This window comes from Methanoregula formicica SMSP (assembly GCF_000327485.1).
Classification (GTDB): domain Archaea; phylum Halobacteriota; class Methanomicrobia; order Methanomicrobiales; family Methanospirillaceae; genus Methanoregula; species Methanoregula formicica.
Genome location: NC_019943.1, coordinates 969838 through 984765 on the forward strand (window position 1 = coordinate 969838; position 14928 = coordinate 984765).

Consider the following 14928-nt stretch of genomic DNA (forward strand, 5'->3'; position numbering starts at 1 on the left):
CTTACCTGCTGCAGCGCAGAACGGAAGGCGTTCGAAGATTTTTTCAGTCCTCCTTTTCGTCAAGCCTGTTCCGGAAACTGACAAACCAGATGACAAGTGCGATGAGGGCAACGGCGAAGCATACCGCAAGGAGCCGGGGATCGATGGAGATCCCGATGACACTGGGGCCAAAACCCATGTACCGTGGACCCGGGAGAGTCTCCGCGTCCAGTTCGGCATGGAAGAGATCAAGGGGAGTCGGTGTGACGGTGAATTCCGGCATATCCTCCACGTTGGTCAATGACAGGTTGGTGATATTCGGATAAATTCCCGGCGTAATCATCGTGGACGGACTCCCCGGTGACGGACCCGCACATACGGGGACGATGGAAGAGCAGAGGAGAAGGAGCACGAGAACGGGAGAAAATCGCCATGGGCCCCAATGGAAGGCAGCGGTCATCATACACCTGGTAAGGGTAGTTGAGCCACCGAGAACAGGTTTGTGGTCGGAAATGCCAAAAAAACCGGTGACCGCACAGTGAGCCCTGGCGAGCAATGGAGTGGTAGTTTGGGAAACTACCACTCCACCCGGAAGCCGCGGTACTCCCCGGTGGCAGGGCCCGGGGACACATCGATCTGCTCCACATGGATCCCCGGATTGTCACGCGCATGTGCATACCGGATAAAATCCGAAAGCGACGCAGGGGAACTCTCGGCAACCATTTCAACTGATCCGTCCGGGAGGTTCTTCACGTACCCGTGCACGCCGGTTGCCCGGGCGCAGGTCTCCACGAAATGCCGGTATCCTACTCCCTGCACCCGGCCCCTGGCAATGGCGGTGATCCGCTCCATATCCTACTTTTCTGACGATCGGCAGTCATAAATGTTGGCATATCGTGTCCGGTGATGACTGGGTGAGCGGCGGAAGATACTGGATGGCAAGACCGCCTGCCTCTCTGCAGTTCATTGGTATTCCCTGTATTTTTCTGTCGTATTTTTATAATGAGTAACATGTTTTTATAGGATCCAGTCCCCACTATATCGCAGTACAAAGGCAGAGGTACCTAGCCTTGAGATACCAGTTTTTCATCATCGTGACACTCCTTATTGCAGCCGTTTTTCTTGCCGGCTGCACTGAGGAAGATCATTCGCCGATTGCGGAAACGCTCTCAGCGGAGCCTCCCCTTCCGGGCCAGGCACTGGTCCTCGTCGGGGACGTGACCGGGGCCGGCCTGGCCGGGGGTACCATCGATACCATCGATATCACGGTTGCCCTTGTCCCGGGCGCACGACCTGTCGATATGGAGAAGATCTCAATAATCTATGCTGATACCATCAAGACCGAGACCCTGATCCCGGTCGAAGGCTACTGGGGCAATCCCCCCCAGGGCTGCTGGGGGATCCTGAACGTCGTAGACCCGGTTGGAGACCAGAACAACCGGATCGAAGACAAAGAGCAGTTTGTGATCCGGCTCAACCCGCGTGCATTCCTTCCTGCCAAACGGATGGTAGTCATCGTTGTCCGGGCCCCTGCTGTTGCCACACCCCTGACGATCCGGCGGTTTGCTCCTGCCGAGATTGCAGCGCAGGGCAATATCCTCACCCCGCCGTGACGATCGGGGAACCAAAACCCATTCTCTTTTAAGGTTTGATGCCGGATTCCCGTTACCTGTACTGGTGACGTCATCCATGGACCCCGGCAAGAGTTCAACCCTCGATATGCAGGAGATGAAAGATCCCGGCTACGAGATCTTCATCATCCTTGTCTCCATCCTCTCTGTTGTCAACCTCGTTGTCTCATGGATTCCGGGCCTGGACCAGGATGCAGTCCGGGTCCTGGAAGTCATCAACTTCTTCCTGACGATCATCTTCCTCTCCGACTTCATCTTCCGTCTCATGACCGCGGAGTCAAAAGCCCACTACTTCTTCCGGAACTGGGGATGGGCAGACCTGCTCGCAAGCATTCCGGCGCTGCGTATCCTCCGTCTCTTCCGGATCTTCAAGGCATACCGGCTCCTGAAGAAGTACGGCGCACGGAATATTCTGCAGCAACTGAAAAAGCACCGGGCAGAGAGCGTCCTTTTCATCGTTGTCTTCTGTGTCATGCTGGTCATTGAGAGCGGGGCTTTTCTTGTCCTCATGGCTGAACGCTCCGCACCGGATGCCAATATCCACTCGGCATCCGAAGCAATGTGGTGGGTGTACGTGACTATCACGACGGTGGGGTACGGGGATCACTACCCGGTAACGAACGCCGGGCGGATGGTGGGCATCATGGTGATGACCATGGGCGTCGGGCTCTTTGGTACCCTTGCCGGTTACATCGCCAACAAGCTCCTGACCCCGGATATTCAGGAGATCCCGGACGATGGAGACAAGAATGCAGGGAGAGATACTGCGCTCACAGAGATCCGTGATGCGATACGGGAACAGAACCGACAGCATGCAGAACTGGCAGCCCGGCTGGACCGGATCGAGGCACGTCTGGATGATCAGCCGCCAAAAGGGAACTGATGTTACCTATTCGCAGTTCAGAATTGCCCTGCAAGAAAGTAAAACGAGAAGAAAGATGCGTAAAAATGGTTAGTAGGTCCGCCCGACAAGCGTTGCCTTGCCGGGTTTCCCGCAGACAATGCATTTCCCGTCTGTTGCGGCAACATAGGGTGACCTGACTTCGGTCCCGAGGATGGAAGAGTTTGCTTTCTCCTCGATGGCGTCCCCACACTCGCGCTCGCGGCACCAGTGGACGACTGCAACGTTTCCGTCATTCAGGGCCGTATTGAGGGCATCCATCGAGTCAACGGAACAGAGGTGCGACTTCGTGTGCTCCTCGGCCTTTGCACGGATCCCTTCCGTAATCTCCGCAAGCACCCGGGTCACCCCGTCGCAGACTGTTGCGAGCTCGAGGGATGACTTCTCTCCCGTCCGCTTCACGGCCATTACCTTTCCGCCGTCGATATCACGGGGCCCGAGTTCGAGCCGGAGGGGCACGCCCCGGAGTTCCCACCAGTAGTACTTGGCACCGGGCCGCATGTCCCGGGTGTCCATCTTCACCCGGAACCCGGCAGCCTTCAGGTCGGATTCCAGCTTCTTTGCCGCAGCGAGGACATCCTCGTGGCGTTTTCCAATGGTGATCGGGACAATGACTGCCTGGACCGGTGCAACGGCGGGGGGAAGGATGAGCCCCTTGTCGTCACCGTGCAGGGAGATGAGGGCGGCGATCGACCGCTCCGATATCCCGTAACAGGTCTGGTTGGCGAGCTGCTGCTCCCCGTTCTTGTCCTCGTAGTTGATGGAGAAGGTCTTCGAGAAGTGTGTCCCGAGGTGGTGGACGGTCCCGATCTGGAGGGTGCGGCCATTGGGCATGATGGCGTCCACCGCGATCGTGTAGTCAGCCCCCGGGAACTTGTCCCAGTCCGGCCGCTTCGAGATGGTGATGGGGATGCAAAGGCCGTCGTAGAATTCCTTCGTGAGGCCAAGCTCGTACTCGCACTGCGCCTCTGCTTCGTCCCAGGTGGCATGGACCGTGTGAGACTCCATGAACGAAGTGATCTCGCGGAGCCGGATCAGGGGGCGGGTCTGTTTGGTCTCGTACCGGAACGTATTGACGATCTGGTAGTATTTCATCGGGAGATCGGCGTGCGAGCGGAGCCAGAGGGCGTACATCGGGTAGATGGCAGTCTCGCTCGTGGGCCGGAGGGCAAGTTTGACATCGAGCGGGGTCGTTCCCCCGTGCGTGACCCAGTAGACTTCATTCTCGAAGCCCTTGATGTGCTCAGCCTCTTTCATGAACTCCTGTTCGGGAATGAGCAGCGGGAAGAGCGTCTCCTCGTGGTCACGATCCAGGAGTTCCCGGAGCCGGTTATAGACGAACTTGCGGATTGCAAACCCGTACGGGTACCAGACGTACAGCCCCTTGACCGGGTAGCGGACATCCATGATCTCGGCCCGCCAGAGAATATCGTTGAACCATCCGGAAAAGTCCTGCTTTGGCGGCAGGGTGCCTGTATCGTCGTCCATCTCGTGTCCTCTTAAGCTACTAATTGTATGATAACCGGCGTAATAAAAGCCTCGACACATGCGGCTGCGGCAACAAGCGGGAGGACGAAGAGCACAAAGAGCCGTCCGTACCGGGCTACCTCCTTCCCTGTGTCCCCCTCGCCGTACCATTCGGCGATGAGGCCCTGTGCAAGGAGTATCCCGAGTGCGCCCGCAATGATGAACGCTGGGATCTCGAAGATGCCGTGCGGGATGAGGGCGGCAGCGACAAACAGCGGCGAGTGGGTCTCATGGACAATCTCCATGATCGCCCCGATGACGATGCCATTTAAGCTCATGATGAAGATAGTGAGGATCCCAAAGGACGCCCCGCCAAGGAAGAGGAGGATGCAGGCACCGAGGTTGTTGCCGAACAGCTTGGCGCACATTTCCACCGGGTTATCCTTGGTGATCTCTCCTGCGACCTCCTTGGCAAAGAGATCCATCAGCTGTTCTCCTATGGCCGGGTTCTGGGCAGATCCGATCCACCCGACACACATGGTGGAAAAAAAGAGGAGGAGTGTGATTACCAGGGCATTGGCGAGCGGGGAATTAGACATAGAGGACCATCCGGACCATGTCGCGGACACCGGGCGCAAACCCGACAACGATCATCGCCAGCAGCACAAGGTGCCAGAATGCCGTGTTTGCTTCCTTGCGGTAGAGCTGCATGATGTAGATTGCAGGGAAGAGGACGATGAGTTTCAAGGGATACATCACAAACGCGGTGCCGGTCAGGTCGATGAGATGGGAGCCGACCACATGCTGCTCGATGTACTGGAGCGACGGGTGGAGGTCGATCCCGAAGCTGGTGGCGCTGGCATCGAGGAGCTGACCGAAAAGCAGGGTGATATACAGCGGGTCATTGACATACTCCCACCGGCAGGCATAGCGCATGAACGCCCAGACAAGGGCCGTTGCCACAACGGCCATGAGCGGGATCACGCCCAGCACGTAGAAGTCGATGCCGTGGTGGGTCGTGCTCCAGGCAATAAGAATGAGCGAGGCAACAACAACAGAGAAGACACCGGCCCAGAAATAGAACGTGAGGTAGTGCTTCGTGAGTCCCTGGAGCGTGAGGTACCGCGAGAGGAAGAGCATGCCGATGGTAAAGAAGAAGAGGACGAAATAGATGAGCGGGGTTATCAGGAGATACTTGAAGTCACCGGTGATCATGCCGGTATCTTCGATGACCCGCATCACTCCCCCGAGAATGACATAGGGGATGGTCGAGAGAATGAATGTGGCGTCGATGGTAAACCCGATATCCGAGAGCCACGTGGAAGTGGATAACCAGCGGTACAACAGGTAAACACCGACAACAAGGATAAGGGCGTAGGTCAGCGTATCGACAACATTATAGGGCTGGCCGAGCCTGATGGGATCGATGTAGTATTTGTAGATGAAATCACTAATCATCCATGATTACAATGAGCGCAGATGCAATAAAATTACTCAAAGAGAAGGTCTTTGACAAGTCCCGGTGGATGCAGCTGCCCCGTGACGTTGTGATCGGCCATGATGTCTTCCAGCAACTCCCCTCGGTCTGCGAAGATTTGAAACTAGGTAAGAAAGCGCTCTTAATCTCCGGAAAGAACACGATGGATCTTGCCGGGAACCGTGTCCGGGAGATCCTTTCGGGGGGCTGGACAATCATCCCATTCTTTGCCGAGGAGATCAGTCTTCCCGTCATTAAAGAGGCAGAGAAGGCTGCTGCAGATGCAGACTTCCTGATCGGGGTTGGTGGCGGACGGGTGATTGACACGGCGAAGATTGTTTCGTACAATCTCGACCGGCCGTTCATCTCAGTCCCGACTGCGGCATCGCACGACGGGATTGCTTCTGCCCGTGCATCGGTAGCCGTTGAAGGAGGGCACTCATCGCTCCAGGCTCATCCCCCCCTTGCCATCGTGGCAGACACCGCGATCATCGCACGGGCCCCCCACCGCCTCCTTGCAGCAGGATGTGCGGACGTGATCTCCAATTACACGGCCATCCTCGACTGGGAACTTGCCCACCGGGTAAAAGGCGAACAGGTAAGCGAGTACGCTGCTGCCCTCTCGAAGATGACTGCGGAGATCCTTGTGAAGAATGCCCCTCTCATCAAACCATCCAGCGAGGAGTCGGCATGGATTGTAACGAAAGCGCTCGTGTCCAGCGGGGTTGCCATGAGTATTGCCGGGTCATCGCGCCCGGCAAGCGGCGGGGAGCACAAGTTCTCCCATGCCCTTGAACGCCTCGCCCCGGGAAAGGCACTCCATGGCGAGAGCTGCGGGATCGGCACGATCATCTCAATGTACCTCCACGGGGGTGACTGGAAGGGGATCCGTGAATCGCTGAAGAGCATCGGGGCGCCGGTCACCCCAAAAGACGTGGGCATTGACGATGCAACGGCGGTGGAAGCGCTCCTGATGGCAAAAGATATCCGTCCCGAGCGCTTTACCATATTCGATATGGGGCTGACCCGCGAGTCGGCAGAGAAGCTGGTGCTGATGCTGTATAAGGAATGAGGTGGCCGGTGTGACAGACGCGAAGACAAAAGTGACCCTCGTGGGAACGGTACTTGCAAAGCCGGGGACAGAGTTTATTTACGAAGGGGAGGCTCCCGGATGCGGCACCTGCAAGGTGAAGAAGGCCTGCAACAACCTGCAGAAAGGCCGGAAGTACCGTGTTGTCACGGTCAGGACAACCCACCATGACTGTACAGTGCACCTAAACGGTGCAACCGCGGTAGAGGTGATGGAAGCCCCCATCACCCTCCTGATCAGCCCGGAGATGGCGATCATCAACTCCAAGATCAAACCGGAATTCTCCTGCAACAAACAGGACTGCCGGAGTTTTGATCTTTGTCGCCCCGAAGGTGTCGTTGAGGGTGAGAAATATATTGTGGTGGATGTCCTGGGCAATGCTCCGGATATCTGCGAGAAAGGCCGGGCGCTGAAGCTTGTGGAGATCAAGCCGGCGTAACGCTTCTATTGTGGAACATTTTCATCCACCACTCCTCTACGCATCCTGCCGGACGATGAGATGAGCCACCGCCCCCAAGCACCTTCATCCCCTTTTTCTGCCACTGCAGGCAGAAAACCGACTGGGGAATTCCGTTATGGCCAATCCCGCGGCATTTCGGGTATTGCCATGGATCCGACAGATTTGCGAATGTCACTTATCGCATGTAATTATCCACTCTGCCCACCCAGATCCGCTCTGCCAGCCTGACAAGTCCTTCGTATCCTTCCAGTTCCCCCCGCCATCGTGCCGGAATAGCTTTAAGTCCCCAGTACGCACCGGCAAGGGCACCGGTGCAGGCGCCGACCGTATCCGCATCGCCGCCAAGGTTGATCGCGGAGAGAGCAGCCTGTTCAAACGACCGGGCATCCATGAAACAGCGGAGGGCTGCCTGCGAGCAGAGTACGCAATCCAAGGAAGGATCCGGATCATACTGATCATAACTGCCCAGGATTGCGTGCACCTCAGGATATATACAAAGCGAACGGGCGTGCCGGAATGCGGTCCTCCGTGGAACCCCCCGCACCATCTCGCTCACCATCAGGTTCAGGAACGCCGAACAGTACCCTCCCACCGGATCGTGATGCGTTATGGCGGAGCAGCGGATGCTCATTGAGATGACTTCTGACGGGGGGAAGAAGATACCAAGGGGGAAGCCCCGCATCACGCTGCCATTGGACCGGCTGCCATGGTTCTGGGTATGGACGATCCGTGCGGCGCGGTGCGGCGGGGTGCCGGAAAGGACCAGATCGAAAAACCGGGAGGATGTCGGACCAAACCATTCCGGGCGTTGTATATATCCCCTCGATAATTTTTTTATCAGGTCGTCTTCATCAAAGCGCCCGCAAAAAGCGAGCGATTCAGCAACTGCACCAGCCTGTAGCGTGTCATCCGTGACTTCTCCACGGTTCCGGAAATGGCGCCCTCCGGGCCGCATTTGCGTAAGCCAGACTTCAGATCTTCGAGATCCTTCCAAGGGCGCACCCAACGCGTCGCCAACAGCGAGCCCAACGAGCGATCCCGCGTGCCGCATTGCTCCTGATATAAACCTCACCAATAAGATATATCTGTCCTACAAAAAAAGGATCATTTTGGAAAAGGTGATAGTGTGCAAAAGGAAGAGTTGCTGCATTTACATATGCTGATGATCCACATCAAGAAGTACTACGAGGGCGTCAGCAACGAAGAGATCGGAACTGAACGCTACAATTCCTTGGAAATTTCTCCTGTCCACATTCACAAGGACAAGAAAGCCCATAAGGACGCTCTCCTCACGCTCGGGGATGAGATCGTTACCCATATCCACCACCGCCCCGTCCCGCCCGCGGTGAACTATTCTCATGAACCTGCCTCCCAGAAGGTTGCAGCTGAACATTAATACTCATGGATGAGGAACCTGCTCTCCGGGAGATCATCTCCCGCCTCCTCACCCTTCCTGAAGGTGCGTTCAACGATGCCATCGTTGTTGCGGCTAAGATAGAGACCTGCAGGAAGTATTCCCTGCCGGCAGTGCCGAAGAACTCCGCGATCCTTGCTGCTGCAAGGCCGGAAGAGTACGAGACCCTGCGCAGGATCCTGCTTGTCAAGCCGTCTCGCACCCTGTCCGGTGTTGCCCCGGTTGCTGTGATGACCTCCCCGTATCCCTGCCCCCATGGCAAGTGCCTTCCCTGCCCGGGCGGGCCGGAGCACCCGTTCCATTCCCCGCAGAGTTATACCGGAGAGGAACCGGCGGCAAAGCGGGCACGTGAGCACGAGTATGACCCGTTCCGGCAGATCCGGGCCCGGCTGGAACAGTTCGAGGTGCTGGGCCACCGCGTGGATAAGGTGGAACTGATCGTGATGGGCGGGACAATGACCGCCCGCCCTGTCGGATACCAGGAAGAATTCGTCTCCCGATGCATCGAGGCAATGAACGTCTACCCGGAAACCACGTCTGCATCACAGTACCTGCCGGTGGCCACGGTCGAGTCGGCTAATGAGACATCCGCGATCCGGTGCGTTGCCATGACCTTTGAGACCCGGCCGGACTGGTGCCGGCGGGAGCACATCGACCGGATGCTTGACCTTGGCGTAACAAAAGTGGAACTCGGTGTCCAGCACACAGACGATGTGATCCTTGCCTATAACCGGCGGGGCTGCACGGTTGCAGACACGGTAGCGGCGAATACGCTCCTCCGTGACGCCGGGCTGAAGGTCGGGTTCCACATGATGCCCAATCTCCCTTCCTCCAGCATCGAAGCGGACCGGCAGATGTTCGCGACACTCTTTGACGATCCCCGCTTCAGGCCAGACTTCCTGAAGATCTACCCGACGCTCGTCACACCTGGATCCGAGATTGAGGATCTCTGGAAACGGGGCGGATATTCTCCGTATGATGAGGAAAAGCTTATCGATCTCATAGCGTACGGGAAGTCCCTTATCCCGGAATACACCCGGCTCCAGCGGATCCAGCGGGATATCCCGGCCAAGCTGATCGTTGCCGGCTCCCCGCACTCCAACTTCCGGCAACTGGCTCAGAACCGGTTGAAGGCGCTCGGGAAGCGGTGCCGGTGCATCCGCTGCCGGGAGATTGGGCGTCTCCCCTCCCTTGCAGGGATGGAAATCCGCGTCTTGGAATACAAGGCCTGTGGAGGAAAGGAACACTTCATCTCGGCGGTTTCGGATGATTCCCTCATCGGCTTCTCCCGGCTCCGGTTCCCGTCGCAGGTCTACCGCCCCGAACTCGAAGGGGCGGCGGTCATGCGCGAGCTGCACGTGTACGGCAGCGTCGTCCCCTTGGGAAAGGATGCCGAGTCTGAGGAGTGGCAGCACCGGAACTTCGGGAAGATGCTCCTTGGACGGGCCGAGGAGATTGCATTGGCCGCCGGTTACTACAATCTTGCCATCATGAGTGGCATCGGTGTCCGGCCGTATTACCGCAGGCAGGGATATGAACGCAGAGGGCCTTATATGATCAAGGGGTTGTCATGAACCCGGCCACAGCCGAATTCCTTCGCCAGCGGTTTACCGAATATTACAAGAAGACGGTCCTTGTCGCTCCACCTTCGATTGAGCAGCGCGAGTGGGGCTTCATCCTCTTCAACCCGGGTGCAGCCGAGACCCGGATGCGGCGGCACATCGGCTTTCCCGGCAGCGGCGAGATGGTCTCCTTTATCCAGAACCTCATCCCCCAGCACGCTTACTATTCGACGGCATATTACGAGAAGCCCGATGCCGGGACGATGGCAGACAAGGGCTGGTGCGGGGCCGATTTGATCTTCGACCTTGACGCCGATCATATTGTGCGGGGCCCGTATGACCAGATGCTCTCACGGGTCAAGGAAGAGACAGAAAAACTCCTCTCGATCCTGATAGACGAGTTCGGGATCGAGCCAAAGACCATCGACCTTGTCTTCTCGGGAGGCCGGGGCTACCATGTCCACCTCCGCGACATCGCGTTCCGGAACTGGGGGAGTTCCGAACGCCGGGAACTGATCGATTATGTTTGCGGTATCGGGATCGATCCTCCTGCCATGCTCTCGGGCAGGCTCACGGGAGCACCGGGGTGGCCGGGGCGGTACCGCGGGGCCCTTATCGAATATCTTGGGTGGATCGGGGCGCTTCCGGAACCAGAGGCCGTCGCACACCTCGCCGCAATCGAAGGGATTGGCAAGGATTCGGCAGCCACATTCCTGAAGAAAAGGGAGGAGATTATGGAGGACATCGCGAACCGGCCCTCCCCGATGATCCTCAAGAACCGCGTCCTCTCCCATATTGTCCAGCAGCAGGAAGGGGAGTTTAAGAAGCGGCTCCTCTCCCGGGCAGCCCTTGCCGACGAGCCGGTCACGACCGACACGAAGCGCCTTATCCGGATGCCTACGTCCCTTCACGGAGGAAGCGGGATGCGGGTGCAGCCCCTCGAACTCCGTGAACTACACGATTTCGATCCGCTCACCGACGCTGTCGTGTTCGGGACACGCGACGTGAAGGTGGATGCAAAATTCCCGTTAAGGATGCCGATGCTCGGAAGCACTTATGAGATCCAAAAGGGCATCACTACAGTACCGGAAGCGGTGGCAGTCTTTCTCTGCTGCCGCGGCATAGCGGAGATTGCATAAATAATCGGATCAATATATAATACCGGGACGAAATCATGAAGCTCGATGACCTGCGCAGCATCCTTCTTTCAGAGCGGGAGACCGGGAGGCTGACATCTGTCTCTCCTGATTTTTATGAGAAAGGGCATTCCGAGCTTGCGGCTATCACAAAGAAAGTCTACGAGTTCGAAGACCCGTTCTCCGATGAAGCGCGTTCGCTTATCGATGAGACCCTCTCGATCCGGGAGACCCTTGAGGACATCTTTTCTTTGAGGACCCGGAAGATCCTCGCGCTCACGGTAATGCATGCCGAGGGAAATTATTATGACCGCGAAGAGGTGAAGCGGATGATCCCGGCGGAGCGCGAGATGTTCGACCAGATCACGACCGCGATCGAACAGTCCCAGGGGCTCCTGATAAGAAACCGCCCCCATGTGCCGATCACCTCTCCACGGCACGCTGTTCCAATCCCGGCTGCAGCACCCGCAGCTGCCCCACTCGGCGATGAGGATGAGCTGGAAGAAACCTCCGAACCAGCGGGGGTGGCAGAAGAAACAGATGTCCCGGCAGTGCAGGCAGGGCCGGCACCGGCCCCCGTGGCTGGAGCCCCGGCCGGTTCAGGGCCGATCACCCACCCCTGCACTCTCGTGCGGGTACTCCAGGACATGGATACGTTCATGGGGGTGGATGGGAGAGTTTATACGCTCTCAAAGGGAGATATAGTGACGCTTCCCGAGCGAAATGCTGCGGTCCTTACCGAGCGCAACATAGTCTTAAATATCAACCTCTGCAAATAATATAGGTATTCGTCATCAGGACTATCGGTGAAATTTTCATGAAGATGCCAGCAAAATTTACGACCTACTGTCCCTTCTGCAGGAGCCACCAGGTACACGAGGTCGAGAAGGTAAAGAAGGGCAAAACAACCGGTCTCCACTGGATTGACCGGCAGAAAGCCCGGAGAGGCCATGTCGGGAACCGGGGTAAGTTCTCCAAGGTGCCCGGCGGCGACAAGCCGACAAAGAAGATCAACGTACGGTACCGCTGTGTCACCTGCAAAAAGGCGCACCTGCGCAAGGGATACCGTGTCGCGAAATTCGAGCTGACGGAGTAAACGAACATGGTAAGCCAGATCAGGGAAAACCGGAGCAAATTCTTAAAGGTAAAGTGCCCCGACTGTGAGAACGAACAGGTCCTCTTCGAGAAGGCCAGCACAGTCGTCAAGTGCATTGTCTGTGGCAGCGAGCTTGCAACCCCCGCAGGCGGACGTGCGAACATCAAGGCCGAGATCGTCCAAGAGCTCCAGTGAGTCGTCTCATGGCAGACAGGGAGTGGCCCCAGGAATCGGAACTGGTCGTCTGCACGGTCGAGAACGTCAAGGACTTTGTTGCCTTCGTCTCGCTCGATGAATACGGCGGCCGCCAGGGGCTCATCCCCATATCAGAGATCGCCACAGGCTGGATCAAGTATATCCGCGACCATATCCGCGAGGGCCAGAAGATCGTCTGCAAGGTCCTCAACGTTGACCGGTCCCGCGGCCATATCGACCTTTCCTTAAAGGATGTCAACGAGCACCAGCGCCGCGAGAAGATCCGCGAGTGGAAGAACGAGTCCAAGGCAAAGAAGTGGCTCGGGTTTGTCGCGGAACAGGCAAAGGAGCCCCTCGCATCTATCGAGGATGTCATCTACAAGAAGTACGGGGCGTTCTACCCGGTCTTCGAAGACCTCGTCATTGATCCCGAGACAACGGTAAAGAAACTCGGTTTCTCCAAAAAGATCTCCGAGACCCTCCAGAAAGTGGCCGGCGAGAGTGTCAAGGTCCCCCACGTCGAAGTGACCGGCTACCTTATCCTGGAATCGACCCGTCCGGACGGTGTCGAGGTGATACGGAAGGCACTTGAGAAGGCAAGCGCCACGAAGAGCGCCGGGGCAGAGATTGAACTGTTATACCTTGGCGCCCCCACGTACCGAATCAAGATAAAGGCCCCGGATTACAAAGCTGCCGAGAAAGCGATCGAGAAGTCCGCCAATGCAGCGATTGCGGTCCTCGAGAAGGCCGGTGGCGAGGGCAAGCTCGTCAAGAAACCGAAGTCCGGGAAGTAATACAACAATGACCGGCCGTATACGGCACTGCCCGGCAGACCATATCTATACCCTTTCGTTAACCTGTCCTGCCTGCGGGAGGCCTACCTCCGTTGCCCACCCGGTGCGGTTCTCGCCCATGGACAAGTACGGCAGGTATCGCAGGCTGGCAAAACATGATTGAGGACATAGCTGTCCGGTATGCCGATGGCTACCCGGAAAAACCCCTTTTTAATCCAATCCTGATCGAGGGGCTTCCCGGCATTGGACAGGTGGGAAAGCTCGTTGCCGAGTATATGATCCACATACTCTCGGCCGAGAAGATTGGGGAGATCCACTCCATCTACTTCCCCCCGCAGGTTGTTCTCGAAGAAGACGGTCTTGCACGGCTGGCGAGAAACGAGATCTTTCTCTACCGCGAGGAGGGGAAGCGCGATGTCGTCTTCCTTGTGGGTGACCACCAGAGCACGTCAGGGGAAGGCCACTATATCCTTGCCGATTGTTACTGCGATATCGCAGAGGAACTGGGCGTGAAACAGATTTACACCCTCGGCGGTTTTGGGGTAGGCCACCTCGTCAACGGGCCGCGGGTTCTCGGTGCCGTGAACAAGAAAGAGCTCCGTCCCCCGCTGGAAGCCGCCGGTGTCACGTTCGACCGTGATGAGCCGGGCGGCGGGATTGTCGGGGCTGCCGGCCTGATCCTCGGCCTCTCCGCCGGGCGGGGGATCGATGCCGTATGCCTCATGGGCGAGACGAGCGGGTACCTGGTTGACCCGATGGCAGCCGCAAGCGTCCTGTCGGTGCTCTCGAAGCTGATCGACCTTCCCGTTGACCCGACCAAGCTTAACGACCGTGCCGCCGAGATGGAGAAGGCCATCGAGAGCATGGTCGAGGGTGAAAAGGGGAAGGACGAGGAACTGAGTTATATCGGGTGAGGGGGCCGGGATGACCGGCCGCCCCGTTGAAGGCTCTCTTTTCTTATGGCTGTTGTGGATTATTGTTTCAGGAACGAAATGATCTCCCGGATATCCGGCACGGAATGCACCGGGTAGACCTTGACAAATACAACCCGCTGCCTCTCATCAACAATGATGTTCGCCCGCTCGGAGAAGCCGTTTGCATCCCCGAATATCCCGTACTTCATGGCAACAGCACCCTGCGGCCAGAAGTCGCAGAGGAGCGGTGTCTCCTGTATTCCAATGCTCTGTGCCCATGCACTTTTATACGGAACGAAATTAACGCTGATTCCCACGGGCACGCAGTTGTTTTCGAGGATCACGCTCCGGTTATCTTCGAGCGACTTCATATGAGCTGCACAGAACTCCGTCCACGCGAGCGGATGGAACGAGAGCAGCACGCTTTTTCCCGCATGCTCGTAGAGATCAAAGGTCTTGTCGTTCTGGTCCTTTACGGAGATGTTCGGGGCGCTGTCGCCTGTCTGCACCATTCCTGTACCTGCCATATCATCAGCATCCCGTGGTCTTCTGGTACCCGGGTGCTATGATGTTTTGGATAGGGGCAGGCCCGGACCGCAGACCTCCCCGGCCAGTCCTGTGATCCCCGCTGCCCCTGCCCGACCCCCCTATGCACCGGATTTACCTGTTGGAAAAAATTCATCTCGGAAAATCTCCTAAAAATGGTAAAAAATGCAAAAGCTGATGGGGGGGTCGGGCAGGGGCAATTGTTGATCCTCCCGGAATTTTCCGGAAAAGATTTATTAAAAGAAATCGCGCAACCTGCGCTCGAT

At 57.3% G+C, this 14928-nt stretch carries 20 protein-coding genes; 13 read left to right on the top strand and 7 right to left on the bottom strand.

The features are described 5' to 3' along the window. Positions 1–43: 43 nt before the first annotated feature. Positions 44–322, bottom strand: coding sequence for a hypothetical protein (locus METFOR_RS04910; RefSeq protein WP_015285001.1), 279 nt, complete (start codon positions 320–322; stop codon positions 44–46). Between the two features lie 233 nt (positions 323–555). Next, a complete protein-coding gene (locus METFOR_RS04915) occupies positions 556–831 on the bottom strand; it encodes an acylphosphatase (protein ID WP_015285002.1) in 276 nt (91 codons plus the stop codon). A gap of 218 nt (positions 832–1049) precedes the next feature. Between METFOR_RS04915 and METFOR_RS04920 the strand changes: the two genes are divergently transcribed. After that, complete coding sequence (locus METFOR_RS04920; protein ID WP_015285003.1) at positions 1050–1592, top strand: hypothetical protein; 543 nt, start codon at positions 1050–1052, stop codon at positions 1590–1592. Between the two features lie 76 nt (positions 1593–1668). After that, complete coding sequence (locus tag METFOR_RS04925; RefSeq protein ID WP_015285004.1) at positions 1669–2493, top strand: ion transporter; 825 nt, start codon at positions 1669–1671, stop codon at positions 2491–2493. Between the two features lie 69 nt (positions 2494–2562). Here METFOR_RS04925 and proS read toward each other — a convergent pair whose 3' ends face one another. From proS to METFOR_RS04940, 3 genes are read right to left on the bottom strand one after another with little or no spacing between them, the layout of a single operon-like run. Further along, entirely contained in the window at positions 2563–3999 is a 1437-nt protein-coding gene (gene proS, locus METFOR_RS04930; protein WP_015285005.1) for a proline--tRNA ligase, read from the bottom strand. Positions 4000–4010: 11 nt separating this feature from the next. Then, positions 4011–4577, bottom strand: a complete 567-nt coding sequence (locus METFOR_RS04935; protein WP_015285006.1) for a stage II sporulation protein M — start codon at positions 4575–4577, stop codon at positions 4011–4013. Next, positions 4570–5436 carry a DUF63 family protein gene (locus METFOR_RS04940; RefSeq protein WP_015285007.1) on the bottom strand — a complete coding sequence of 289 codons (867 nt, stop codon included), beginning with the start codon at positions 5434–5436 and terminating at the stop codon, positions 4570–4572. Before METFOR_RS04940 ends, METFOR_RS04935 begins: the two co-directional genes overlap by 8 nt. 11 nt (positions 5437–5447) lie before the next feature. Between METFOR_RS04940 and METFOR_RS04945 the strand changes: the two genes are divergently transcribed. Together METFOR_RS04945 and METFOR_RS04950 are read left to right on the top strand one after the other, a co-directional pair. Next, complete coding sequence (locus METFOR_RS04945) at positions 5448–6527, top strand: NAD(P)-dependent glycerol-1-phosphate dehydrogenase (protein ID WP_048110819.1); 1080 nt, start codon at positions 5448–5450, stop codon at positions 6525–6527. Between the two features lie 10 nt (positions 6528–6537). Then, positions 6538–6984 (top strand): UPF0179 family protein, encoded by a 447-nt coding sequence (locus METFOR_RS04950; RefSeq protein ID WP_015285009.1) that lies wholly within the window; start codon positions 6538–6540, stop codon positions 6982–6984. A gap of 196 nt (positions 6985–7180) precedes the next feature. Here the strand turns inward: METFOR_RS04950 and METFOR_RS04955 are convergent, their stop codons facing one another. After that, complete coding sequence (locus tag METFOR_RS04955) at positions 7181–8056, bottom strand: ADP-ribosylglycohydrolase family protein (RefSeq protein WP_015285010.1); 876 nt, start codon at positions 8054–8056, stop codon at positions 7181–7183. A gap of 75 nt (positions 8057–8131) precedes the next feature. Here METFOR_RS04955 and METFOR_RS04960 point away from each other — a divergent pair, with 75 nt between their 5' ends. The 9 genes from METFOR_RS04960 to METFOR_RS05000 are packed head-to-tail and all read left to right on the top strand — an operon-like array spanning position 8132 to position 14116. Beyond that, the gene (locus tag METFOR_RS04960) at positions 8132–8401 is read left to right on the top strand and encodes a UPF0058 family protein (RefSeq protein WP_083883398.1); all 270 of its coding nucleotides are present in this window, start codon (positions 8132–8134) and stop codon (positions 8399–8401) included. Positions 8402–8406: 5 nt separating this feature from the next. Beyond that, a complete protein-coding gene (locus tag METFOR_RS04965; RefSeq protein ID WP_015285012.1) occupies positions 8407–9993 on the top strand; it encodes a tRNA uridine(34) 5-carboxymethylaminomethyl modification radical SAM/GNAT enzyme Elp3 in 1587 nt (528 codons plus the stop codon). Beyond that, the gene (locus tag METFOR_RS04970; RefSeq protein WP_015285013.1) at positions 9990–11120 is read left to right on the top strand and encodes a DNA primase small subunit domain-containing protein; all 1131 of its coding nucleotides are present in this window, start codon (positions 9990–9992) and stop codon (positions 11118–11120) included. Before METFOR_RS04965 ends, METFOR_RS04970 begins: the two co-directional genes overlap by 4 nt. A gap of 35 nt (positions 11121–11155) precedes the next feature. Next, a complete protein-coding gene (locus METFOR_RS04975; protein WP_015285014.1) occupies positions 11156–11896 on the top strand; it encodes a hypothetical protein in 741 nt (246 codons plus the stop codon). A gap of 38 nt (positions 11897–11934) precedes the next feature. After that, positions 11935–12213 (top strand): 50S ribosomal protein L44e, encoded by a 279-nt coding sequence (locus tag METFOR_RS04980; protein ID WP_015285015.1) that lies wholly within the window; start codon positions 11935–11937, stop codon positions 12211–12213. 6 nt (positions 12214–12219) lie between these two features. Continuing rightward, on the top strand, positions 12220–12408 hold the full coding sequence (locus METFOR_RS04985) for a 30S ribosomal protein S27e (protein ID WP_015285016.1): 189 nt from the start codon (positions 12220–12222) through the stop codon (positions 12406–12408). A gap of 8 nt (positions 12409–12416) precedes the next feature. After that, positions 12417–13202: a translation initiation factor IF-2 subunit alpha gene (locus tag METFOR_RS04990; protein WP_015285017.1), complete on the top strand. Its 786-nt coding sequence runs from the start codon at positions 12417–12419 to the stop codon at positions 13200–13202. Positions 13203–13209: 7 nt separating this feature from the next. Beyond that, a complete protein-coding gene (locus METFOR_RS04995; protein ID WP_015285018.1) occupies positions 13210–13365 on the top strand; it encodes an RNA-protein complex protein Nop10 in 156 nt (51 codons plus the stop codon). Continuing rightward, complete coding sequence (locus METFOR_RS05000) at positions 13358–14116, top strand: proteasome assembly chaperone family protein (RefSeq protein ID WP_015285019.1); 759 nt, start codon at positions 13358–13360, stop codon at positions 14114–14116. The genes METFOR_RS04995 and METFOR_RS05000 overlap by 8 nt, the downstream gene beginning before the upstream one ends. 59 nt (positions 14117–14175) lie before the next feature. Here METFOR_RS05000 and METFOR_RS05005 read toward each other — a convergent pair whose 3' ends face one another. Next, complete coding sequence (locus tag METFOR_RS05005) at positions 14176–14628, bottom strand: redoxin domain-containing protein (RefSeq protein WP_015285020.1); 453 nt, start codon at positions 14626–14628, stop codon at positions 14176–14178. Positions 14629–14928: the final 300 nt, after the last annotated feature.

Coding starts and splice junctions, on each gene's coding strand:
- METFOR_RS04910 (WP_015285001.1), bottom strand. CDS start 322: ATGATTACGCCGGGAATTTATCCGAATATCACCAACCTGTCATTGACC.
- METFOR_RS04915 (WP_015285002.1), bottom strand. CDS start 831: ATGGAGCGGATCACCGCCATTGCCAGGGGCCGGGTGCAGGGAGTAGGA.
- METFOR_RS04925 (WP_015285004.1), top strand. CDS start 1,669: ATGGACCCCGGCAAGAGTTCAACCCTCGATATGCAGGAGATGAAAGAT.
- proS (WP_015285005.1), bottom strand. CDS start 3,999: ATGGACGACGATACAGGCACCCTGCCGCCAAAGCAGGACTTTTCCGGA.
- METFOR_RS04935 (WP_015285006.1), bottom strand. CDS start 4,577: ATGTCTAATTCCCCGCTCGCCAATGCCCTGGTAATCACACTCCTCCTC.
- METFOR_RS04940 (WP_015285007.1), bottom strand. CDS start 5,436: ATGATTAGTGATTTCATCTACAAATACTACATCGATCCCATCAGGCTC.
- METFOR_RS04945 (WP_048110819.1), top strand. CDS start 5,448: ATGAGCGCAGATGCAATAAAATTACTCAAAGAGAAGGTCTTTGACAAG.
- METFOR_RS04955 (WP_015285010.1), bottom strand. CDS start 8,056: ATGCGGCACGCGGGATCGCTCGTTGGGCTCGCTGTTGGCGACGCGTTG.
- METFOR_RS04965 (WP_015285012.1), top strand. CDS start 8,407: ATGGATGAGGAACCTGCTCTCCGGGAGATCATCTCCCGCCTCCTCACC.
- METFOR_RS04970 (WP_015285013.1), top strand. CDS start 9,990: ATGAACCCGGCCACAGCCGAATTCCTTCGCCAGCGGTTTACCGAATAT.
- METFOR_RS04975 (WP_015285014.1), top strand. CDS start 11,156: ATGAAGCTCGATGACCTGCGCAGCATCCTTCTTTCAGAGCGGGAGACC.
- METFOR_RS04980 (WP_015285015.1), top strand. CDS start 11,935: ATGAAGATGCCAGCAAAATTTACGACCTACTGTCCCTTCTGCAGGAGC.
- METFOR_RS04985 (WP_015285016.1), top strand. CDS start 12,220: ATGGTAAGCCAGATCAGGGAAAACCGGAGCAAATTCTTAAAGGTAAAG.
- METFOR_RS04990 (WP_015285017.1), top strand. CDS start 12,417: ATGGCAGACAGGGAGTGGCCCCAGGAATCGGAACTGGTCGTCTGCACG.
- METFOR_RS04995 (WP_015285018.1), top strand. CDS start 13,210: ATGACCGGCCGTATACGGCACTGCCCGGCAGACCATATCTATACCCTT.
- METFOR_RS05000 (WP_015285019.1), top strand. CDS start 13,358: ATGATTGAGGACATAGCTGTCCGGTATGCCGATGGCTACCCGGAAAAA.
- METFOR_RS05005 (WP_015285020.1), bottom strand. CDS start 14,628: ATGGTGCAGACAGGCGACAGCGCCCCGAACATCTCCGTAAAGGACCAG.